Source organism: Leptospira paudalimensis (assembly GCF_026151345.1).
In the GTDB taxonomy this organism is placed as follows: Bacteria; Spirochaetota; Leptospiria; order Leptospirales; family Leptospiraceae; genus Leptospira_A; species Leptospira_A paudalimensis.
In genome coordinates this window covers 2,140,650-2,162,745 of the sequence record NZ_JAMQPR010000001.1, presented here as the reverse complement: position 1 = coordinate 2,162,745, position 22,096 = coordinate 2,140,650, and the positions used below count along the sequence as shown (strand labels likewise).

Genomic DNA, 22,096 nt, shown 5'->3' with positions numbered 1-22,096 from the left:
CATGCAAAATGAATTGAATTTAAAAAAAATTAGAAATATTAGTATTCTCGTATTACTTGGAAGTGTTTTGTATTTTGGTTATACAAAGTTCTTTGGAACCGGGAAAAAAACAGAGGCTCTCACCGAAGATAAATCCAAATTTATTATCTCTAATGAAATCCAAAAAAATCATCCATTTTCAGTGGTATATTTACAAGAAAGAGCTTTAGAAGAAGAACTACAACTCCCTGGAACTGTTTCGTATGACATGAATAATGTGGCAAAAGTAGGTTCCCGTGTAAATGGTAGAATCGTACAAGTCTTCGTGAAAGAAGGTGAATACGTAAAAAAAAGTACAGCACTTGCCTCCATCCAATCTGTTGACTTGGGCACAACGGAAGCTGCTTATTTAAAAGCTCGCGCTAGACTCGAAGCCTTAAAGGTACAAGCTGATCGTGCAAAAGATTTGTATGAACGAAAAGTAACTTCAGCCAAAGAATATGAAATGTCTCTGATGGATTATAAATCCGTAAAAGCAGAGATGGAAACATCAAGGAATGCATTAGAAAATTTAGGTCTCAATGAAACTGAAATCGCAAATTTAGAAGCAGGTAAATACAATTCGAAAAATTTATACATACGAACTCCCATTTCAGGCACAGTCACAGAAAGAGAAGCGATCATTGGACAAGCAGTCAACGCACGTGATAACTTATTCACTGTTGCCGATTTATCAGTGTTATGGATTAATTTAGAAGTGTATGAAAAAGATTTAGCTTCGATTCGTGTTGGAAACGAAGCAAAAGTGATTCCCATCGGATCTAAAGATGAATCATTAAAAGCCGTTGTATCGCATGTGGGTGATGTGATTGATCCTGTGAAAAAAACAGCAGAGATACGATTGGAAGTTCGCAACTCAAAAGGTAGATTACGCCCTGGTCAAAGTGTTACTGCAACTGTTGTTGGTGCAATGGTAACATCATCGGTTAACAAGGCGAAAGTGATTCCATCAAATTGTATTCATAAAATCGAAGGGGAAAACTTTATTTTTGTCAGAAATCCAGATGGTTCTTTCTCTGCGAAAAAAATTGGTATCGGGAAAACCTATGATAATTGGGTTGAAGTGACTGATGGAGTTGGATCGGGAGAAGCCATTGTGGAAGAGGGAAGTTTTGTCTTAAAAAGTGAATATTTGAAACTCTAATCACTAGTTTTTTGTTGACATAACGCCCATTTCCTATTTATCTGTTTAGTATGAAAGACCTCACGGAAAAACAAGAATCTGTTTTACAATACATCTCGGACACGGTCCGAGAAAAGGGATTTCCCCCTACCATCCGTGAGATTGGTGACCAATTTGGAATCACTGCAAAAGGTGCATACGACCACCTAAAGGCAATTGAAAAAAAAGGTTATATCCGCACTTCTAAAAACCAAAGCCGTGCCATCGAACTTCTGAAAGGAAATGCCGACGAAGCTCTCCTGGTTCGTGCTTCTGGGATCCCACTCCTTGGCCAAGTGGCAGCAGGGAATCCCATCCTTGCAGAAGAAAACATTGAAGAATACATTGCTGTCCCAGATGATTTGGCAACAAAACCAGGGACCTTTGCCTTAAAGGTGAAAGGTGATTCCATGGTGGAAGCGGGGATCAGTGACGGGGACATTGCCATCATCCAGAAAAAGGATACAGCAAGGAATGGCGAAATTGTTGTGGCAATGATCGATAATGAAGCCACTCTCAAGGTTTTTTACAAAGAACCAGACATGATCCGTCTGGAACCTCGGAATGCAAAACTCAAACCCATTCGCACAAAGAAAGCAACGATAATTGGAAAACTCATAGGCCTCTATCGTATTTACTGATTGACCAAGAGTAGGTTTCCTTTGATCCTAGAAGGGATGTCGAAACATCTCTTCTCACTCGCCTGTATCACACTCTCCCTTTTCCTTGTCAGTTGTGCTCCCAAAAAACAAGAAATCAATGCTTATGATTTAAAACGTGTTTTGGAACGATTTGCTCAAAATCGAATCCAAACGGGACTTATGGCAGATACCAAACGTCCAACTCCATCAGACGTACAACTATTCGAAGAAGCATGTGATGTGTATCGTTTGTCGATTCCTGAGGCAAAAGAAATGTTAAAACAAGAGAATAAGTCATTATACGAGTCAATTTATGGAAATGAATAAAGTGAAATTTTCAGAACGTTTTTTGTGGTTAAGTGTCACCTTGTCTCTGTTAGGAATCGTTTTTTTCCTAAGCATTGAAAAAGTAAAAGCCATCTCCTCTGATGGGGAAAAATACCTACAAATTTTACATGAAGTTGTCGCTTATATCGAAAACGACTTTGTTGAACCCCAAGAAGAGAAAAAAATATACATTGGAGCGATCCAAGGTGCCTTACATAGTTTAGGTGACCCACATACTCGTTTTATCGATGTGGATGAATTTAAAGAACTTCAAAACGAAACCAAAGGGAGTTTTGGTGGCATTGGTGTCGAACTCAACTACCAAGAGAATGCTTTTGTCATTGTGGCACCGATTGAAGGAACTCCTGCTTGGAAGGCTGGTCTTTTACCACAGGACAAAATCATCGAAATCAATGGGAAACCAGTCAAATCACTTTCCCAAGCGGAATCCTTTGCCATGATGCGTGGTGAAGTGGGAACTTCGATTTCCATGAAAATTGAAAGGAAAGGATTAAAAGAACCTTTTGTTGTCAATTTAGTGAGAGAACTCATTCAAATTCGATTTTTACGTTCCTTTTATCTTCCTGAAAAAGAAACCGGTTACATCAAACTCGTTCAGTTTATGGGGAAAGATACAGGCAAAGAATTTGCAGCTGCAGTTAAAAACTTAAAAGACTCAGGTGCCAAAAAACTTGTGATCGACCTGCGAATGAATCCAGGTGGCCTCCTTGATTTAGCAATTGATTTAGCGGATTTGTTCCTTCCTCCCAACTCAGACATTGTATCAGTAAAAGGAAGAGGGGGAGTTCTCATCAAAAGTTTTAAATCGGAAGATCGTGATTTAAAATTCTTGGATTTACCTGTTGCCATCTTGGTCAATGGTGGGTCTGCGAGTGCATCCGAAATTTTAGCTGGAGCTTTAAAGGACAACAAACGAGCGTTAATCGTTGGGACACAAAGTTTTGGAAAAGGAAGTGTTCAGTCCATTATTCCTTTATCTTTTGGTGCTGGTGTTGCGATCACCATTCAAAAATATTATACACCATCAGGGATATCGATCCATGGAAAAGGAATCACACCTGATCATGTCATCAATCCTGTTTCTGCCAATGAAGACGAAAAGTATGCATTGGAAAAACTATTTAAGAAAAACTTAATCCGACCTTTTTTAGAATCTCATTCTGAATTTAATGAAACCTCGATCACAGATTTTAAGGAAATCCTTAAAAAGGAAAATTTAAAGATATCTGATTCTGTGATTCGGATTTTTTTATTCAATGAAATGAGAATGGGTTCTTCCCAATCCAAACCAAGACTCGACTTGGACATTCAATTATCAGAAGCAATTAACCTATTGAAATAAATGGTTTATGGAATTGGGATTGAATCCAGTTGTGATGAAACGTCAATTGCCATTGTCAAAGATGGCAAAGAATTAGTTTCACTCAAAGTATACAGCCAAATTGAAACCCATTCTCCTTATCGGGGAGTGGTTCCTGAAATTGCCTCTCGTGCACATTTGGAAAAAATAAATTCACTTCTTTCTGTTTGTATGGAAGAAGCAAATTTGAAGTTCTCTGATTTGCAATATGTTGCTGTGACAGGGTATCCAGGTCTTGTTGGGTCTCTTATGATTGGAGCACAACTGGCAAGGTGTATCTCACTTGTGCATTCCATCCCGATTGTTCTTGTGAACCATTTAGAAGCACACTTAACTGTAATCGGACTCGAAAACAATTTGCCCGCATTTCCCTGGTTAGGTGTTCTTCTGTCGGGAGGCAATTCGTCCATTTACATCTACAAAGGTTTTGGTGATTTGGAATTACTTGCCGATACCAGGGATGATTCTCTTGGGGAAGCATTTGATAAGGTCAGTGCGATTTTGGGTTTACCTTACCCAGGTGGTCCCATCATTGAAAAAATGGCATCTTCCTATGAAATACCCAAAGGGGAAAAAAGCCCCTTTCCAAAATTATTAAAGGAAGACACACAAGATACAATTCGATTTTCCTACAGTGGTTTAAAAACAGCAGTGTTGTATTACATAAAGTCTTTCACAGAAACACCACCCATTGGAAAAATTGCATATTACTTTCAAAAAACAGCCTTTGAGCTCGTAGTACGAAATATAACAAAGGCGATCGAAAAAACCCAAATCAAAACCGTTGTTGCAGCTGGGGGAGTGCTTGCGAATGAAACACTTAGGTCTACCCTCCAAAAAGAAGCCAAAAATCGATCTTTTCAATTGTATTACCCCCAAAAAAAAATTTACTGCACGGATAACGGAGCGATGGTGGCATGTCTTGGATACCATCTTTGGAAAGAAAAAAAATTTGTAGGACTCGATTTTAAAGTCAGTCCAAAACGAAACTTTGAACAAATACTATGAAACTAAAATTAACTTGGATCCCCAATACCTTAACCCTCGGAAACCTGACTTTAGGTTTTGTTTCCATGTTACTTGTCTCTGAGACAAACCCAAGCCAACCAAATTCACATGAATTGTATTCCCTAGCAGGTGTGTTTATCATCTTAGCTGCGTTATTTGATGGTTTTGATGGAATGGCTGCGAGAGCTCTCAATTGTACGAGTGAACTCGGTGCTGATTTAGATAGCCTTGCAGACCTTACCACTTTCGGAATTGCACCCGGATTTTTAGCGTATAAAATGTTCTTTTTTGATATCAAACTCGATATCTTTGATAAACCAGATTATTTACCACTCGGAATGTTCATTGCGGCTTTGTATCCTATTTGTGCTGCTTACCGATTGGCAAGGTTCAATGTTGCACATGATCCAAAGTCGTTTAATGGACTGCCTTCTCCTGTGGCTGGTGTTGTGATTGGAATCTTTCCCCTTGTTTTTTCTGTATCCCAAGTGCCGTTATGGACTGCTGTCACCTTTTTTGTGATCACAGCATTACTTATGGTTTCCACGTTACGCTACAGCAAACCCCAGGTGGCAATGCGTGGACTCTTTTCTTGGAAAAAATTAGGCATCAGCCTTTTTGGTTTGGGACTCATTTTGTTTGCGATTGGATTTTACCGATGGCCCTATGTGATGTATGGTGCAGTTGGTTTTTATGTGTTTTCGGGGATTGTGTCCTTTCTTATCCAAACCATCCAAGACTACCGAGTGTAATTCATTCAACTTGGAAAATTTCTAATAAATTTGCGACACTAAAAATGGTTCTGATTTCACTCGAGAGATGGACCATTTTTACTTTTTTGTTTTTTTCTTTTGTCCAACTATAGGTGTGAAGTAGGATTCCAATTCCCGACGAATCCAAATACGTCAAATGTTGGAAATCGAAAACCAGTTCTGTGACCGAATCTGAATCGATCAATTCCTTAATTTCCAATTTTAATTTGGGTGTGTCCCTTAACGATAAGGAACCATTCAAATCGATGATGGCTTTTGAATTCTCATGTTTGATTTCATACTGAAACATAACTTCAGTTAAGACAACATCTGAAAGGGGAAATACAATCAAAAAACGTTTGATTTTTCCAAAAAGGACTCTAGAAAAAGAGCAATGAAAATTAAGTTTTGGGGTGTTCGAGGTTCCATAGGTTCACCCATCCGGCCAGAAAACGTAAAACATAAAATCGAAAAAATTCTCTCTTTGGCAAGTCCAACCGACATCCAAAACGAACAAAGTATTCATAGTTTTTTAAATTCTCTTAGTTTTTCCTCATCATCAACTTACGGTGGTAATACGACTTGTGTTGAAATCCGTGACAAAGAGGGAACTCTCATCATCATCGATGGTGGTACGGGTTTACGCGAACTTGGAAACCAAATGATGTCATCTCAATTTGGAAAGGGTGCTGGGCACGCTTATTGGGTTCTCACTCATACACATTGGGACCATATCCAAGGCATACCTTTTTTTATACCTTTGTTTTTGCCGGGAAATCATTTTGAGTTCATTTCGTCCATGAATGATGCAGAAAATAGGTTGGAACACCAATTTGTATTCACACATTTTCCTGTTTCCTTCGATCATTATGCTGCTAAAAAAACCTTTCAATTCATTGATGAAGGAGAGGTTGTTTCTCTTGGCCCAAACATCCAAGCGTTTAGCAAAGCAGTGCGCCACCCTGGAGGGAGTTTTTCTTACCGGTTTACAGAAGATGGGAAATCGATCATCTTTGCATCCGATGCTGAGTTTAACTTAGAAGAAATGGAAAACATCGATACTTACATCGATTATTTCCGCGATGCTGATGTTTTGGTTTTTGATACACAATATACGTTTGAAGAATCATTACAAAAAATTGATTGGGGTCATAGTTCCGCTTCCATTGCCACAGACATTGCTCTCAGGGCAAAAGTAAAAAAACTGGTGATGTTCCATCATGATCCTTCTTACGATGATGAGAAATTAGATTTGGTATACTTACGTGCGTTAAAGTATAAAGAGATGTTTGATCCACATGGAAAATTAGAAATCATTATGGCTTATGAAGGTTTGGAAATAGAGGTATAAAATGGCAAAAAAAAATTACATCATTGGGATTGATGCGGGGACAACTGGGATTCGAACATTTTGTTTTAATGACAAAGGGAAAGTGATTTCGTCTGCCTACCAAGAATTCAAACAATACTATCCTAAACCAGGTTGGGTGGAACATGACCCGGAAGAGATCTGGCAAAAAACACAAAAACTCATCGCCCTTGCGATCAAAAACGGAAAACTAAATCCCAAAGATGCGATTGCCATTGGTATCACAAACCAAAGAGAAACATCTGTTGTTTGGGATAAAAAAACTGGAAAACCAGTTTATAATGCAATCGTATGGCAATGCCGTCGGACATCGGATATCTGTAAGGATTTAAAAAAACAAAGTCTAGAATCCAACTTTCGTAACAAAACAGGACTTGTACTTGATGCTTATTTCTCTGGAACCAAAATCCAATGGATCCTCGACAATGTCAAAGGAGCGAGAGAGAGGGCCGAACGAGGAGACCTTTTATTTGGAACCATCGATACTTGGTTATTGTACAAACTCACTGGTCACAAAGAACACAAAACCGATCATACAAATGCATCCCGAACTTTACTCTTCAATATCCAAACCAAGGAATGGGACGAAGAACTTTGTAAGATCCTAAAAGTTCCCATGTCAATGTTACCCAAGGCATACAATTCCAAAAATCTATTTGGGTTTACTTCCAATGTTAAATCCATCCCAGATGGAATTCCCATCTCTTCCCTTGTGGGTGACCAACAAGGTGCACTTTTTGGGCAACTCTGCACAGAACCTGGGGAAGCTAAAAACACTTACGGTACAGGTTGTTTTTTACTCTTCAATGTGGGGGATGAATTCCGGATTTCAAACCAAGGTCTCATCACCACACTAGCTCTTGGTCCTGAAGGGAAAACTGTCTATTGTTTAGAGGGATCCGTTTTTATCGGAGGAGCAGTTGTTCAGTTCCTAAGGGACAATTTAGAATTTTTTAAATACTCCAAGGATTCCGAAAAATTGGTGAAGTCCATTAAAACAAAAGATGATGTAGTTTTTGTCCCTGCCTTTGCAGGACTTGGTGCCCCGCATTGGGACCAAGAAGCACGCGGAGCCATCTTTGGACTCTCTCGTGACACTACACCTGCTCAGATCACAAGGGCTGCTCTCAAAGCCATTGCATTGCAATCCTATGAACTGGCCAATGCGATGGAAAAGGAAACAGGAAAACCATTGAAGTTTTTACGTGTGGATGGTGGGGCAACTTCGAATGCATGGCTGATGCAATTCCAAGCAGACATCTTAGGAACAAAAGTGATACGACCACAAAACGTGGATACGACGGTACTTGGTGCAGCCTATTTAGCTGGTCTTGAACGAGGGTTTTTCAAATCAGTAGCCCACCTACGGAAAGAAGAAACCAAAACCACTCAGTTCACACCCAAAATGAAAGATGCAGAACGAAAAGAAGAAATTGATAAATGGAATTCTGCAATTGCTAGGGTGAAAACAGGAAACTAATCAGTAATCAAACCATAACAGTGAAAATTCAAAACATTGTTTTGGTTTGGTGATCCCTGATCCTATCAGGAATAAACCTGTTTCATAATAAGGAATCTCAAGGATGAGGTCCTTTGGCAATCGATGGAATTCCTTCGTTTCGATTTCTTTTCGTGTGATGAAAAAATCAAATCGCATGGTATCAATCCATTCTTTGGTTTTGAAAAATAGTTTGGTTTTTGTTTTTCCATAAAATTCTAAAAACTCACCATTTACACAAAAATCAAATCGTTTGGAATCCTCAAACAGGATCGTTTCTTTTCCAATCTCTTCTCCTTCTTCTCGGTAAGTGAAGATGGTTCCTTCTTCATAATACAAATTCCTTGCAAATCGTTTGTAAAGTTCTGATTCGATGATGGAAATTAAATCTTCACCTTCTGGTGGTTTGAGTTTTGGTGCGGATTCAATTTGTTTCATTTTGTTTTTGGAAATCGATTTTCGAATCACTCCTAAAACAGGTGGGGAAAGTTTGGGTAAAATATAATGGAAATACCTTTCATCGTGTGTGCGTAGTATCTCTTGTAAAAAGGGACCATGGATGAGGGGAATGAGCTCGACCGTAAACATTTGTTTGTTTAAAAAAAATGCAAAATCTGTTTCAAACCGAAAGAGGTTCGTTACAATTTTTAATTCTTCTTCTTTGGTGCCCGAATAAAGGATCGCAACCAAACGATTGAGGTAGAGTTTACTTTTTTTGTCCATATACAAGGAATCAATTTCCTTTAGCACCATGGATTCATTAAATTCTGGGTTTACGATGTCACGAAGAGATAGGTATTTTGTTTGGTTAAACTTGTCTCGTTTACTTCGTACCAACTCCGATTTGGTTTGTTTCATTCCACCAATCGTACGTTTGGTGGGTAAAAACCCTGGTTTTGTTTTTTGGAAAAAATCAGATTTTTGGTCGGGACTATTGTAGTAGGGTGGAGTAGAGACAGCTATCCTTTCAAAGGTTTGGCGGGCATAGTGAAGTTTGTATAAAAACCGTGGGAATACAATAGGATCAGTGGATACGGAAGGGAGTGATGGTATTTTTTTAATTGGAATTGGATAAAAGGGATCTGGGGAGGTCACAAAACGAGCAACCGAATCCAAATCGGCTAGATAAAAATGGTAATTGTAACCTTGGTGGTAAATCAAACAGGAGGGGATTTTTTTAATTTCTTTTGGATACGAATGCGAAAGTGTTCCCAGTTGTAATCTTTTTTCAAAATTTCCAATTCCTGATCCACGCCAAAACGCATAAAGTCAAAGATCTCTTCGTGTTCCATTCCAACTACAATCGAAAGGTCTTGGATTACCCTTTGCAAACGCCTTGCATCTCTATCACTTAAGGAAAATGTTTCTAAGAGTCTTTGTTCAAATTCTGTGAGTTGGATCAAAATTTTCCTAAAACGCAGCCACAAGGATGGTTTCGATTTCATTTTTCGGAAGTTCTCTTGGAAGACAATCAAGAAATGAATACGTTGCAGCTAGTGTCGCAATCCCAGGTAAGTCGATTTTTTTCACTTCATACTCAGAGAGACGTTGTGGTATCCGTAACTCTAGATAAATTTTTCGGATCCCTTCCACCGCTTTGATCGCAGCTTCAATCACGGAGATATTCGTCACATCTTCATCAAGGGCTCTTGCGATCATTACATACTTACCTGCAGAAGAAGTTAGGTTGTATTCCATGACGTGTGGGAGTAGAATCGACATACTTTGAAAGATATCTAAATTGGTAACAGTAGTGACTGCCAAAGAAAGTGCATAACACAAACCGAGGCTACTTGTGGATTGAGCAATCCCTGCAAGTAAACTTGCCGCATAAATGGAGTTTTTCGGTCCTAAGTTTCTTGGTTCTCGAATGGCAGGAACAATGTTTTTAGAAATGAGTTCGATCGAACGTAACGCAGTGGAAGAAGTGATTTCATTTGCATACTTCGATAGAATGCTATCCACAGCTGCTGATAAAATGGAGATTCCAGTTTTTGCCGTCTCCGAACTTGACATACCAGCTCCAATTTTGGGATCAGAAACAATGAGTTCTGGAAAAGCCCATTCATGAGCGAAGTATTTTCTGTTTTTGTCTTTGTCGTCTACAATGGAAAAAAATGGAGAACATTCATTGCCGAGTAGGGGTTTTGTAGGAACTACGACAAGAGGTAAGCCCTTTTTTTTAGGTTGTTTTCTTCCGACGAGTAGTTCTTCCGCAAACAAGTCGTTTGTCGCGAGTAGAGATGCCGCTTTACCTGCGTTCATCGATTCAAAGGAACCATAAGCCACAACACAATCAGCATTGGAGATTCGTAAAAAATGAGCACAAGTATCTAAGTCTTTGAAATGAACACGGTCAACAATGTCATCATAAATGATCACACCTTCTGCATGTTTTTCTAAACTTGATTTGATGATGGAAAGTTCTTCTGAGTTTTCTAACTCTTTTTGTGTAGTGATGAGTACAACTCTTGATCCAATGTTTTTGACAAAGGAACCGAGTTTATAACCACAATCGATTTCGAAATGTATTTTTGGTGGGAATTGAAAATTGATCCATTCGGGGAGAACTGGCATAATGATCCCCTAACTATGAATAAGCGAAGCGTGAGAAATCCTCGGAGAGGACAATAAAAAAGGATCCCTCACCACCTGTCCTTTTTACTGTTGTCCGAGGAAAGACGTTGCAATTTGGTCGGAAATTTTATCTAACATCTCTGGTGAAAGAGTGTCATAATCTCCGTTTTTCAATCGTTCTTTGATCGCTTTGATTTTTTCAGTGCGATCCTCTTCTGGAGGAGCTTGAACAATTTGTTTTGCAATTTGTTTTACTTCTGCTTGGAGTTTTGCTTCCGAAGCAATTTTTTTAGCCGCATCGGAGATCGAAATTGTATCTACCGGTGTTTGGGATTCCGTTTCCTTTGGCCCTTGTGGTTTTTTTGGTTCGTAACCGTAACCACCAACTCGACCTACTTTATCGATGTTCATATATTTAGTCCTCTTCCTACATCACATATCGGAGGAATCTGAATTTCCCTTAAGTGATTTTTTTCGATGGTTTAAGAGAAATACAAATTCTCCCTTCGCATTGGGCGGTTTTTCTGCCAATTCCCTAGGATTTGCATAATAAAGTACCTCTTCGAAGGCCTTTGTCAACTCCCTTCCCACAAGCACCTCTGTTTCAGGGTACAATTCCTCGAGGAGAGGATACAACCTTGGGAGTTTGTGGACAGATTCATAGAAGACGATCAGTCCTTCGATTTCCTTTGCCTTCTCTAATTCTCGGCGTTTTTTACTCGGTTTTTCAGAGAGAAATCCTAAAAAATAAGTAGGATTCACTTGGAACCCAGAAACTGAAAGTAATGCGGTTAAGGCGGATGCGCCTGGGACGGGGATGATGGGAATTCCATTTTCCCTGGCGGTTCGGACCATTTGGCTCCCTGGATCGGATACACCAGGGGTTCCTGCATCGGAAACAAGAGCCATGGATTTTCCTTTTTTCAATTGGTCGAGGACATTGGCGTAAGGGGATTCGGAATGGTCTTTGTAAAGGGCAAGGACTGGAGTCATAATCCCAAGTTTGTGGAAGAGAGATTTGGTTTCCTTTGTGGATTCACAAAGCACAAGTTCCACTTCTTTTAAAATTTCAATGGCACGGAGGGTGATGTCTCCCATATTCCCAATGGGAGTTGCCACTACATATAAATTTCCGGATTCGCGTTTATGGGCCAACGTATTGGCACCCAGGAGGAGATTGTCCCGCAGGACAAGTACAACCCAATTCATTATTCCCCTTGGTGCAAGGGTTACAGGCAGTTCCTAATGCACAAGAAGATGGAGTCGTACAAGCAGGGTTGGAACAAGTAGTGGTATTACAACCTACACCAACAGAACAAAGAGTTTGGATGTCATTCACTCGGTTGGGAATGGCACAAGTGCTCACTGCAGCTGATGGGTTGGAAATGAGTCCTCCTGTCAGCATGGCACGTATGGTGAAGTTGTAGATTTGGCATTTTTGGAAAAATTCAGTACCAGGAGGTGGCACGGCAAACCGAATCCGTTTGACCATGATCCGACTCGAAGAAGTCGATGCTTCATATGGCAAATGGGGGAAACTAGGTTGAACCCCATCTTCTAACCATTCTCCTTGAACAGTTTGGATGATCCCAGGGAATGCGGTTGTCACATACAAATTATAGCCAACAAACTGTGGTTCTCTGTTTGTTACATAGTATTTCAGAATGTATTCAGGTCTTGGGTCAGCATTATAATTGAGAATATCCGTTTGGAAGTCGTTTGTGATGTTACTATTCACTGCGACTACGGAAAGGAGTTGGGGGACATTGGGTGGCACCAAAAATACAAATGGGGCTACCGGGGTGTCTGTGTTCACTCCACAATGAAAAAAAGAGAGAAAAGATACGCAGATATAGTAAATTGGATGTAAAGAGGGAAAACGCATTCTATTTCTCGTTTCCCTTCCAAGTTTTCAGGAATTCAATCTATGGGAATCCAAAAAAAATTACTGTTTGTCTCCATTTCCCTCATTGGGCTTTTTTTTCTCATCCTCCTTATGCTCGGTGGTGAGGATGAAGATGAGATCCGTCGTAAAAAAGAAAGAAGTTCGCAGGCCCTAGCTTTATTTGGTGGTGGTTCGAACAACCCCAAAGGCACAAACCGACTCGGGGTTCGTGGGGAAGAAGCAGGTTCCATCTTCGATTCCGACTATTACAATGCAGGTGGGATGCGGTATGAAGACGACCCTAACATTGCGGCGGGGGAATCAGGTGAAATTCCGATTAACCCACAAACAGGAAAACCTTACCCTCCCGAGGCAATGCAAGCCTTTGAGGAATTAAGAGAACAATTTCCAGACAATGACCTCATTCCAAAACGAATGACTGCAGAAGAAAAGAAAAAACAATCCGAGTTCAATCAAAAACTCACTCGAGCCACAAACTCTGTGTTTGGTGGCAATGCCAATGCTTCTGATTTAACAACGTATTACAGTCATGTTCGAAAACAAGGAAAGGATCGACTTGAAATCATTAATTATCTCATCGAATCACAAGGTGGGGATGATCCTGAAATGGACAAAAAGTTCCAAGAAATCTTAAAAAACATCCAATTCCAAAACGAACAAATCGAAAAAGAAGCAGCGAGTGCTTATGCAAAAGCAGGACTTCCACCACCTAATTAAGTTTCGTTTGAAAGGATTGGATACCGGTAACTGGATTTAGGATCTAGTCCATACTCATCCAAATGGAAAGAGGGAGGTAACCTTTCTCTTTTCCATTGCGAAATCCCAAATAGTTTTTTGAATTTTTGGACATAACCGAATAAATTGTTATCTCGTTCCCAAGGGAATTCTCTCTTTAAACCTTCCCAAACATTGGATTCGTCCATTCCCAAATACACCAATTGTCGTTCAATGGAATTGAGGATGGGATAAGGCATGAGATCTTTTTCATCTTCCTGGTGTTCGGCGAGAGGTTTCAGTTCCGCTGTTGGTTTTGTATTGCGTAACATCTGAATGGAATGTTTCGGAGTGATGTATCGATTGTTTCCCTTTTGGATATCATCTAACCAATCGAGTAAAAATTCCTTACTTACACCTGCAAGTGGGGCAATGGAACCTGAAGAATCTCCATCCATTGTTGTGTAACCAACAGCAGCTTCACTTCTATTTCCTGTGGAGAGAAGGAGATGTCCATTTAAGTTTGCAAGTAACCAAATGAGAGGAGAACGAACCCTTGCTTGGATGTTTTGTAAGGCTAAGTCATGTTCGCTCCAATTCAGTTTGGTTCCTTTTACCGATTCGATGATGGAAACGGAACTGGAAACCATTTCATCAATGGATATGGAATGGTATTCACATCCCAATTCTGCACTTAAGGTTTTTGCGATTTCTTCTGTGATGGGTGAATTATTTTTTGTTTTTTGGTACAAAGTAACTAGGAGATTTTTTTCTACTAATCCAAGTTTGGTGAAAATGGATTCACCATTTTCTACTTTGGCAATCGATACCATCGTGGAGACAAGTAAGGCACAGGTTGCACTATCAGCTCCGCCAGAAAGGGAGAGGGTATACCCTTTTGTTTTGGATTTTCGCAAATAATCAAATAACCCAAGGCAAACTGCTTTTGTGAATTCTTCAAACGGGCTTAAGGATTCTGTCGAAACCAGATCCGCTAACTTCTCTTCCCCACGTTTGTCTAAAATTTGGAAGTTCACCCGGGATTCTTTTTCAAGTTGTCCATTTGGTTTTAAGATGATTGTGGTGAGTTCGTCTCCATTGGGATTGGGACTTGGTTCTCGTAAATTCCTCGCCTTGGATGCTTTGATATCATTCGGGTCGAAAGAAACACTTGTGATGGCAACAGGAGTGAAGTGTAATCTCGGTCCTTCTTTTAAGAGGGAACCACAAGAGGAAAAGAATGTCCCCCCTTCAAAGATGATCCTTCCCGATTCATTTCCACAGAGGTTGGTAAATACTTGTAAATTGTTTTGGTTACGGCTTGTTTCTTTAAAAATTTGCCTACGCGTATTTTGTTTACCCATCGCAAAATGGGAAGCACCTGGTGAAAGGATGACATCTACACCAGATAAATTATAAAACATAGATGGTTTGAGTGTTGACCAACTGTCTTCACAAATTTCAATCGCGAACGTGAAGTTTTTCATGGAAAACAAAAAATGACCAAACGGTATTTCTGCATTCCCAATTGTTATTTGTTTGTTTGTAAAAGATTGAGGTGAGTGGAACCAACGTCGTTCATAGTGTACGCCTGTATTTGCTAAATTGAATTTTGGTACAAGGGCCTGGATTTTGCCATCGTACAAAACTGCCATACAATTGTATAAAAAGGAATCTACAAAAACAGGAAGGCCCACCACTACCACTTGTCTCGGCGAAATGGTTTTGATTTTATTTACAACATCAATTGATTTTTCCCAAAGACTTGGGCGGTAAAACGCATCTTCACAACCATAACCTGAAATACAAAGTTCTGGAAACAGGATGAGATCGGCATCTTCTGATTCTTTGTTTTGGATGGCAGAAACGATACTTTCAAAATTGCCTAAAAAATCAAGTGGGGTTGTATTGAGTGAAACAGCGGCAATTTTAGATTTTGTCATACGGAAAAACTCGGTTATAAATCTTTTCCGATGCACCTCTATTTTCTACAACAAAGTTTCGATTGATACTTCCCATCTTTTCCCTAAGTACGCTGTTTTTTGTCAGTTCATAAAAATGGGAACCAAAATCTGCATCTGAAACCGTTTTGAAAAGACCACCTAATTCTTGCATAACGAGTGCTTCTGGTGCGTTTTGGATCCTTGGCCCTGTGATGATGGGAAGGCCCAAGGCAGCAGGTTCAATGGTATTGTGGATTCGGTTGTGAAATCCTCCACCAACGTAAGCAAAACTTGCATATCGATACGCAAACGCAAGTATCCCCAAAAGATCAAAAAGTAAAAATTTAGGAAGTGGTTCATTTTCTTTTAATTCAGAAAAAATGGTGACTGACCCATAACGTTGCAGTTTAGCTTTCCATTCTAACATCCGTTTGGATTCCCATTGGTGTGGGAATATCCAATAGGAATGATTGTCTTTATGTGTTTCTAAATAGTTTAAAAAATATGACTCACAGATTGGATATGTGGAACCAAGGATCACTGGTTTATTTGTGATAAGATACTCTTTTTGTTTTTGCACAAAGTTTGTAAACATTGGATTTGGAGATTTTGTTTCCAATTTATTCCAAACCGATTCAAACCTAGTGTCTCCTAAAACTAAAAAGTCAGAATTTGATGAGACCAAACCTTCAAATTCTTTTGCCATCAATTGGTGGCTTGGATAAATTCCAGAGAGGTATTGGAAGGAAGATTTGGTGAGAAGGCGAACCAAAGGATTTTTCCTGGAAGACTGGGATGATAGGCTTGCACAACAAAGGTAGGATTTTGTTCCAAACAGGTTTGCTTTTTTTAAAAGATTGGGCCATGTATCCCAAGCCATGATGAATAAAAATTTCGGTCGAAATTGTTTGAAGATTTTGTCATAAGCAAACGGTAAATCAAAAGGCAAATAAAAGTAACAGTTTGCCAATGGGTCCGTAAAAGCAGATTCTTTTACGGAAGAGGAAAACACGGATTGGATGATAAACACATCAGGCCGATGCCGGCGTATGGTTTCTGCTAATGCTTTTGCTTGGTCAAGTTCACCTACACTTGCTGAATGAAACCAAATTACAGTTTTACCATTGGGTTGATTTTTGTACAAAGTTTCCAAAGAACGTTTCCGTTTGGAAATCTCAGTTCGGATTTTTTTTGAGAAGAGGGAAACGAATTTTAATAAGATCCAAATTTTGAATAATAGAATGTTGTAAAAAAAATAAACCATTTAGCGTTTGTTACCCCAAGTATCATTCACTTCCGAACCTGGATAACTAAAAGTACGTTTATCAATCACAAAACAAAGATTATCAAAATACAAATGGAACTCACCTTTTTTTTGAGAAGCCAAACTTTTTAATCGGAAAGAAGCAAACGAGATAGGAAACGACATCGATTGGATGAGCCTCGTATTTTCTTTTGGCAAAGTGATTTTAAATTCAAGCCTTCGCCAACCTACAAAATTGAGAGTTCCCAAATCAAAATACAAATCCTTTGATTTTTTTTGTGAAAGGCCCATACTCAAATTGATATGATGACCTTCTGAATACACCCAAAGGATCCCTTGGATGGGCATCCCTAATGGGAGTAGGACTGGTTCTTTGGGTCTGATTTCCCAATGATCAAGTCTTGGGTTTTCTACATAACTTTGTAATAGGAAACTGGTTTGGTTTTGTAAGTTGGGATAACCTGATTCTTTTAGTAATTTTGTTTCTTCTAAAAACGCATCTGATTTGGCAACGGAGGCGGCAAATTGTGTTTCAGCCAAAAAGGAATCCACACGGTAAAAATCCCATGGCCTTTCACCTTCAAAGTCTTCGACAAGGTAGAGTAGGTAATGAGTGTCCATTGCCAAAGCTGATTTTAAAATCTGGACGCGGCCAAGTTCGTCTGGGTCATGGGGTCTCGGAAGAGACAGAAGACTGACAAAACTCAGTAAGAAACCTAGAAAGAATGTGATTTTTTTTATGATCTGCATGATTTCTCACTTTTCGAAAGCGCAAAAACGTGTACTCTATCCGTATCAAAGGAAAGGAATCCGCACGTCATGGGCCGCCGCGACAATTTGAAAATACTCACAACTGCCATTCTAGTGGTCCTACTTCTTTCATCGTTCATTTTCGCATTTATCTATAGGAATGAAATTTACCAAAAGCTCCAAACCATCGGAAAAAACAAAGAAGTTGAGATGGTGGACCGAGAAATCTCCAAAGCACCCGATTCCATGACTCCTCCGAAGGATCTTATGGACGAGTCGAATGCGAGAGAAACGAGTGAAGACCGGTCGAAACTCCCTGACCTTCCTAGTTTGGAAGATATGGAACCAGATTCGGAAAGGCCTAGGTCAGTCTCTGTTGCAAACGGTGCCAAAACAAGAGAAACAAAAGACAGTGGTTCTCGGTTACAAGAAAAACTAGACCAAGTCGAAGAACAAATTTCTCCCAAAGAAACCAAAGAATCACCAAAGCCAAAAACAAAGGAAGTTGTGAAAAAACAATCTTTGGATGAAACAACACAAGTCACTTCCAAAAACAAAGAAGAGTTGAGTTCGGAACCTAAAACAACGGTTGAAAAATCAAAACAAGGAAAACTTGTCAAAGAAACTTCCACTGTTAGTCCAAAGTCGAAACGTAAAAAAACAAATTCCAAACTCAGTCATAAATCACAATCCACAACTTACAAAGAAACGAGTGTGAGTAAAAAGACATCATCCAAACAATCTGGGAATTCGTCTTCCTTAGAAGTGCGGATGAAAGAAGTGGAACAAAAACTAAACTCTTCCAATGATCGAAATGAAAAACGATTTTTGGAGATTGAACGTAGAATCGATTCCTTAGAAAAAGCTTTAGCTAAGTAATCGTGTCAGATTACATCTCAGTTTACCAGTCCATCCAAAACGAAATGAATTCCCTTTCCAAAGGGAATCCTCCAACTCTCATCGCAGTTTCCAAAACCAAACCCTATGAAGTGGTGAAGGAAGCTTACCTCCAAGGGATTCGAGAATTTGGAGAAAATTACATCCCAGAAGCCATTGATAAGTTCACTCGATTGAGAGAGGAATTTCCAGAGTCAGAATCAAGTGTACATGTCCATCACATTGGACCGGTCCAATCTGGAACCTTACGTAAGTTATTTGGTATTTTTTCTTATACACATGGTGTGGGATCTTTTTCTAGCCTTGGTGAACTTTTAAAACGAGCTGAAAAAGAAAAAAAGAAAATACGTTATTTTTTACAAACAAACCTGACGAATGAACATAGCAAACATGGTTTTAGTTTAGAAACGATTCTAACAAACAAAGATGAGTTAAACAAATACCAGAACGAGTATTGTATTTGGGAAGGGTTTATGGGAATGGGACCTTCTTCGGGAGATCCCATTCAAACAAAAGAGGTTTTTACAAAATTGGCTCAGTTCCGTGAAGAACATTTTCCAGAACAAAAACTTTCGATGGGTATGAGTGGGGATTATGTGTTAGCAGTGGAACTTGGATCAAACTTTGTTCGGATTGGATCAAAAATATTTGGAGAAAGGGATTATGGCATACACTCCGTTTAAAACAGTTGGGATGGTTGGACTTGGGAAAATGGGAGGGGCCATTGCCAAAGCACTTGTGGCCCAAGGTACAAAACTTTTCGCGTTTGATCCCAACCTAAAACAATCTCCTATCGAAGGTGTTAGTTTGGTTTCTACCTTGGATGCATTAGAAAAGGAAGCTGGTTTGTTTGTGATCGCAGTGAAACCAAATCTTGTGGAACCTGTCCTTGGAGAATTTACGAAACCGGCGATTTTTGTTTCCATTGCAGCTGGTATTTCCTATGGACAGTTGGTGAATGCCGCTCCAATGGGATCCACCTGCGTAAGAGTGATGCCGAATTTACCACTCGTGTCCAATCGAGGTGCGATGGGGTATTATTGTGAGGACGAAGCTGTGTCCCATACCGAACGACTTTTTTATGGGATGGGGGAAACAATCCGTATTGGTAAGGAATCCCTGATGGATGCGGTCACTGGATTGTCAGGGTCTGGTCCTGCCTATGTGCTCACGTTTTTACAAGCGATGGCTGAAGCAGGGTTACAAGAAGGGCTAAGTTATGAGGAATCCTTAGGTCTTGCGATGGAGACAATGGAAGGAACTCTTGTGTATTTCCGTGAGTTACGTTCCAAAGACCACACCCTCCATCCAATGGAAGTGCGCAATTGGGTGACTTCCCCTGGTGGGACTACCATTCATGGACTGGATGCTTTGGAACGAGGCGGTTTTTCTACCGCAGTTCGGGATGCTGTTCGGAGAGCAACAGAGAGAAGTAAAGAATTGGGAAAGGGATAATAACGGTTGCGCGGACAGGATTCGAACCTGTGGCCTTTGGGTTATGAGCCCAACGAGCTACCAGCTGCTCCACCGCGCGGTATACGACCATTATTTTTAAGATTCGTTTATTGTCAACAAAATGAATACAGAAACTTTCCTTTTTACTACCCGACTGAAATTTATCGATTTCCGCATAAATCTTACTTTACAGGTGTCAAATAGAACGAATGATTCCTATCTTATATAGAATTCTGGCGGTGCGTTTTGTCTTTTAAAGAAAACACTGATATCGTTTTTGAGCATTACGAAAAAAAAATCTACGACCAAAAACAACTACTGGAAATCTCCCGTGCATTAAATTCCACGTTAGACTATAAGTATTTAATTGATGCAATTCTTAACATCTGTTTGGCGCAGTTGCAGACCCTGCATGCTGCCATGTACCTTGAGCCAGAAATTGACCTAGGAATTTTTAAATTAGAACCCCAATCCATCAAAGGATTTGAGTTAAGCCCAGACGAACAAAACTACGAAATCAAAATCGATAGCCCACTCATCCATTATTTTGAAGAAAAACCGAAGGCCATCACAATGGACCAAATCCTACAAATGGAAGTCCTAAACAAAATTCCTGATATCGTGTACCTTCGCAAAATGGGAGCAGAAATCCTTGTCCCTCTCAATGCAAAAGGTAAGGTCAATGGATTACTTGTCCTTGGGGACAAGATGACTTCCGAAGAATTTTTGGAAGATGAAAAAGAATTTATGACAACACTTGCCAACCTTGCAGGGATTGCCGTGGACAATGCAAGACTCTATGAACTTGCCACAGTGGATATGATGACGGGTTTAAAAATCCATCACTACTTCCAAACCAAACTCAAAGAAGAAATGGAACGTTGCCGTAAAAAAGGTACCAAATTATCGCTTTTATTTACCGATGTGGACAAATTCAAAACGTTCAATGATACCTATGGCCACCAAGCCGGGGATGTTGTCCTCATCGAAGTGGCAAAACAACTCATTGGGAAGGCACAGCGCCACCATATCCCTGCGCGGTATGGCGGGGAAGAGTTTTGCCTTGTGATGCCTGGTGCCACAGAAGAGGAAGCGATTGCCAAAGGCGAAGAGATCCGTAAAGCAGTGGAAGAGATGGTGGTCAAAAATCCAAATGATGGTTCTGACTTAAAAGTCACACTTTCCGTTGGAGTTTCTAGTTTTCGTGCGACTGACAGAAACAATAAAGACCTCATTGAACGTGCGGACAAAGCCCTGTACCAAGCTAAACATTCTGGTCGAAACCGCACAATTTGTTATAAAGATTAGGAAAATAGCCGATGGGTAGAGTATGGCAGAACCTGCATACCTACTCAAAGACCTTTCTCCTTCTGTTCCTTCAGATGTGTACGAATCCATCCGTAACCGTGCCCTCGGGTTGTCTTCCTTCAATTTCCAACCTTACTCTTGTTTCATTGAATACAAAACAAAAGATGCAAACACAGGGATTGAATATAGAGATTGTACGGTAGATTATTCCAGATGCCCACATTCTCGTTGTATCAAAAAATTGGTTTAGTCTCTCTTAGCATCTGTTTGTGGGTGTGTCTGCCAACCCCCACAAAAAAAGAATTCAAAACATCAGAAACGATTCCTTCTCCTTTTCGTTTTCCTCGAAGCCTTCCTCCGCATACCAAAATACAAGTGTTAGATACTGGGATTTCCCTTTTACTCCTTGGGTTCCAATCAGGGAATGAAACCTTTTCTTTTTTATGGGATACAGGTTCTAATATCAGTTTTTATGAAGGATCAGATTCTGCCATTTCCAAAGAATTCCAAATTGGTGGACAAGTTGTGACGATCCGAAGGGGAGAGGGGATTTTACCCAAAGGTATCCAAGGACTTGTGGGCCTTGATTTTTTCCGAGGGACTTGTATCTTTTGGGACCAAAGGGAATTGTATTGGTTTTCGGAAAATTCACCTTTTTGTGTCCACCCTGATGCATACCTCGGCACCCAATTGAAAATCCTTGTGACCAAACAGAAAGGAGAACATACATTTGTATCCTTTGAATACCCAAAATCCTTCCAATCCTTTGCCCACATCGATACAGGTGCTTCTCTTAGTCTCTTACCAAAAGGAGGGGACGATGAGTTTTTAGGGGAAAGGAGGGTCTTTCGGCCAGGGAATTCCATTCTCATCATGAACCACTGGAGGTCCATGGAACCACTGACTCTCATTGCCAAATCAGGATTTCGGGAAGATTACCAGAACGTAGAGTTTCTCACAGGAATTTCACTTGAGAATTTCCATTTATCAGGGGACAAGGATAAGGAAGAGGGTTGGGTGATTGGGCTTGGTATTTTGAGGACTCGTCCTCTGTTTTGGGATTTTTCTCGGAACCGTATTGGGATCATCCACCAAGAGAACTAAG

25 protein-coding genes and 1 tRNA gene are annotated in these 22,096 nt (G+C 40.0%); 15 read left to right on the top strand and 11 right to left on the bottom strand.

Annotated elements, in window-relative coordinates:
- Position 1: 1 nt before the first annotated feature.
- The 6 genes from ND855_RS10130 to ND855_RS10105 are packed head-to-tail and all read left to right on the top strand — an operon-like array spanning position 2 to position 5,310.
- Entirely contained in the window at positions 2 to 1,183 is a 1,182-nt protein-coding gene (locus ND855_RS10130) for an efflux RND transporter periplasmic adaptor subunit (protein WP_265358233.1), read from the top strand.
- A gap of 50 nt (positions 1,184 to 1,233) precedes the next feature.
- A complete protein-coding gene (gene lexA, locus ND855_RS10125) occupies positions 1,234 to 1,842 on the top strand; it encodes a transcriptional repressor LexA (protein ID WP_100718067.1) in 609 nt (202 codons plus the stop codon).
- A 36-nt stretch (positions 1,843 to 1,878) separates the two neighbouring features.
- Positions 1,879 to 2,169 (top strand): LA_1448 family UV-C exposure upregulated protein, encoded by a 291-nt coding sequence (locus ND855_RS10120; protein WP_265358232.1) that lies wholly within the window; start codon positions 1,879 to 1,881, stop codon positions 2,167 to 2,169.
- 1 nt (position 2,170) lies between these two features.
- A complete protein-coding gene (locus tag ND855_RS10115) occupies positions 2,171 to 3,532 on the top strand; it encodes a S41 family peptidase (RefSeq protein ID WP_265359378.1) in 1,362 nt (453 codons plus the stop codon).
- Positions 3,533 to 4,558 carry a tRNA (adenosine(37)-N6)-threonylcarbamoyltransferase complex transferase subunit TsaD gene (gene tsaD / locus ND855_RS10110; RefSeq protein WP_265358231.1) on the top strand — a complete coding sequence of 342 codons (1,026 nt, stop codon included), beginning with the start codon at positions 3,533 to 3,535 and terminating at the stop codon, positions 4,556 to 4,558. It begins immediately after the preceding gene.
- Positions 4,555 to 5,310, top strand: coding sequence for a CDP-alcohol phosphatidyltransferase family protein (locus ND855_RS10105; RefSeq protein ID WP_265358230.1), 756 nt, complete (start codon positions 4,555 to 4,557; stop codon positions 5,308 to 5,310). The genes tsaD and ND855_RS10105 overlap by 4 nt, the downstream gene beginning before the upstream one ends.
- Before the next feature lies 1 nt (position 5,311).
- On the opposite strand, the gene ND855_RS10100 is transcribed toward ND855_RS10105, so the two are convergent.
- Positions 5,312 to 5,662 carry an STAS domain-containing protein gene (locus ND855_RS10100; RefSeq protein WP_265358229.1) on the bottom strand — a complete coding sequence of 117 codons (351 nt, stop codon included), beginning with the start codon at positions 5,660 to 5,662 and terminating at the stop codon, positions 5,312 to 5,314.
- Positions 5,663 to 5,704: 42 nt separating this feature from the next.
- Between ND855_RS10100 and ND855_RS10095 the strand changes: the two genes are divergently transcribed.
- Together ND855_RS10095 and glpK are read left to right on the top strand one after the other, a co-directional pair.
- A complete protein-coding gene (locus ND855_RS10095; protein ID WP_265358228.1) occupies positions 5,705 to 6,661 on the top strand; it encodes an MBL fold metallo-hydrolase in 957 nt (318 codons plus the stop codon).
- A 1-nt stretch (position 6,662) separates the two neighbouring features.
- The gene (glpK, locus tag ND855_RS10090) at positions 6,663 to 8,159 is read left to right on the top strand and encodes a glycerol kinase GlpK (RefSeq protein ID WP_265358227.1); all 1,497 of its coding nucleotides are present in this window, start codon (positions 6,663 to 6,665) and stop codon (positions 8,157 to 8,159) included.
- Here the strand turns inward: glpK and ND855_RS10085 are convergent, their stop codons facing one another.
- From ND855_RS10085 to ND855_RS10060, 6 genes are all read right to left on the bottom strand, one after another.
- On the bottom strand, positions 8,160 to 9,338 hold the full coding sequence (locus tag ND855_RS10085; protein WP_265358226.1) for a flagellar motor switch protein FliG: 1,179 nt from the start codon (positions 9,336 to 9,338) through the stop codon (positions 8,160 to 8,162).
- Positions 9,335 to 9,580: a hypothetical protein gene (locus tag ND855_RS10080; protein ID WP_100718073.1), complete on the bottom strand. Its 246-nt coding sequence runs from the start codon at positions 9,578 to 9,580 to the stop codon at positions 9,335 to 9,337. The genes ND855_RS10085 and ND855_RS10080 overlap by 4 nt, the downstream gene beginning before the upstream one ends.
- A 7-nt stretch (positions 9,581 to 9,587) precedes the next feature.
- The gene (locus ND855_RS10075; protein ID WP_265358225.1) at positions 9,588 to 10,754 is read right to left on the bottom strand and encodes an iron-containing alcohol dehydrogenase; all 1,167 of its coding nucleotides are present in this window, start codon (positions 10,752 to 10,754) and stop codon (positions 9,588 to 9,590) included.
- An 84-nt stretch (positions 10,755 to 10,838) separates the two neighbouring features.
- Positions 10,839 to 11,165 carry a flagellar biosynthesis anti-sigma factor FlgM gene (locus ND855_RS10070; protein ID WP_100718075.1) on the bottom strand — a complete coding sequence of 109 codons (327 nt, stop codon included), beginning with the start codon at positions 11,163 to 11,165 and terminating at the stop codon, positions 10,839 to 10,841.
- A 21-nt stretch (positions 11,166 to 11,186) separates the two neighbouring features.
- Entirely contained in the window at positions 11,187 to 11,909 is a 723-nt protein-coding gene (gene rsmI, locus ND855_RS10065) for a 16S rRNA (cytidine(1402)-2'-O)-methyltransferase (protein ID WP_265358224.1), read from the bottom strand.
- Positions 11,899 to 12,639, bottom strand: coding sequence for an LIC11073 family putative lipoprotein (locus ND855_RS10060; RefSeq protein ID WP_265358223.1), 741 nt, complete (start codon positions 12,637 to 12,639; stop codon positions 11,899 to 11,901). The genes rsmI and ND855_RS10060 overlap by 11 nt, the downstream gene beginning before the upstream one ends.
- A 42-nt stretch (positions 12,640 to 12,681) precedes the next feature.
- Between ND855_RS10060 and ND855_RS10055 the strand changes: the two genes are divergently transcribed.
- Positions 12,682 to 13,377, top strand: coding sequence for an LIC_20245 family lipoprotein (locus ND855_RS10055; RefSeq protein ID WP_265358222.1), 696 nt, complete (start codon positions 12,682 to 12,684; stop codon positions 13,375 to 13,377).
- On the opposite strand, the gene nadE is transcribed toward ND855_RS10055, so the two are convergent.
- From nadE to ND855_RS10040, 3 genes are read right to left on the bottom strand one after another with little or no spacing between them, the layout of a single operon-like run.
- On the bottom strand, positions 13,374 to 15,317 hold the full coding sequence (gene nadE / locus ND855_RS10050) for an NAD(+) synthase (RefSeq protein ID WP_265358221.1): 1,944 nt from the start codon (positions 15,315 to 15,317) through the stop codon (positions 13,374 to 13,376). The two genes, ND855_RS10055 and nadE, sit on opposite strands and share 4 nt — an antisense overlap.
- Positions 15,304 to 16,581 carry a 3-deoxy-D-manno-octulosonic acid transferase gene (locus ND855_RS10045; RefSeq protein WP_265358220.1) on the bottom strand — a complete coding sequence of 426 codons (1,278 nt, stop codon included), beginning with the start codon at positions 16,579 to 16,581 and terminating at the stop codon, positions 15,304 to 15,306. The genes nadE and ND855_RS10045 overlap by 14 nt, the downstream gene beginning before the upstream one ends.
- A complete protein-coding gene (locus tag ND855_RS10040; protein ID WP_265358219.1) occupies positions 16,582 to 17,331 on the bottom strand; it encodes a flagellar filament outer layer protein FlaA in 750 nt (249 codons plus the stop codon).
- Positions 17,332 to 17,400: 69 nt separating this feature from the next.
- On the opposite strand from ND855_RS10040, the gene ND855_RS10035 reads away from it, so the two are divergent.
- The 3 genes from ND855_RS10035 to proC are packed head-to-tail and all read left to right on the top strand — an operon-like array spanning position 17,401 to position 19,683.
- Entirely contained in the window at positions 17,401 to 18,210 is an 810-nt protein-coding gene (locus tag ND855_RS10035) for a hypothetical protein (RefSeq protein ID WP_265358218.1), read from the top strand.
- Positions 18,211 to 18,254: 44 nt separating this feature from the next.
- Entirely contained in the window at positions 18,255 to 18,911 is a 657-nt protein-coding gene (locus tag ND855_RS10030) for a YggS family pyridoxal phosphate-dependent enzyme (RefSeq protein ID WP_265359377.1), read from the top strand.
- Positions 18,892 to 19,683, top strand: coding sequence for a pyrroline-5-carboxylate reductase (proC, locus tag ND855_RS10025; protein WP_265358217.1), 792 nt, complete (start codon positions 18,892 to 18,894; stop codon positions 19,681 to 19,683). The genes ND855_RS10030 and proC overlap by 20 nt, the downstream gene beginning before the upstream one ends.
- Positions 19,684 to 19,689: 6 nt before the next feature.
- On the opposite strand, the gene ND855_RS10020 is transcribed toward proC, so the two are convergent.
- Positions 19,690 to 19,762: transfer RNA gene (locus ND855_RS10020), tRNA-Met, on the bottom strand.
- Between the two features lie 167 nt (positions 19,763 to 19,929).
- Between ND855_RS10020 and ND855_RS10015 the strand changes: the two genes are divergently transcribed.
- The 3 genes from ND855_RS10015 to ND855_RS10005 are packed head-to-tail and all read left to right on the top strand — an operon-like array spanning position 19,930 to position 22,095.
- Positions 19,930 to 20,991: a sensor domain-containing diguanylate cyclase gene (locus ND855_RS10015; protein ID WP_108958236.1), complete on the top strand. Its 1,062-nt coding sequence runs from the start codon at positions 19,930 to 19,932 to the stop codon at positions 20,989 to 20,991.
- A gap of 22 nt (positions 20,992 to 21,013) precedes the next feature.
- On the top strand, positions 21,014 to 21,241 hold the full coding sequence (locus ND855_RS10010; RefSeq protein ID WP_012388329.1) for a hypothetical protein: 228 nt from the start codon (positions 21,014 to 21,016) through the stop codon (positions 21,239 to 21,241).
- Positions 21,205 to 22,095 carry a hypothetical protein gene (locus ND855_RS10005; RefSeq protein WP_265358216.1) on the top strand — a complete coding sequence of 297 codons (891 nt, stop codon included), beginning with the start codon at positions 21,205 to 21,207 and terminating at the stop codon, positions 22,093 to 22,095. Before ND855_RS10010 ends, ND855_RS10005 begins: the two co-directional genes overlap by 37 nt.
- Position 22,096: the final 1 nt, after the last annotated feature.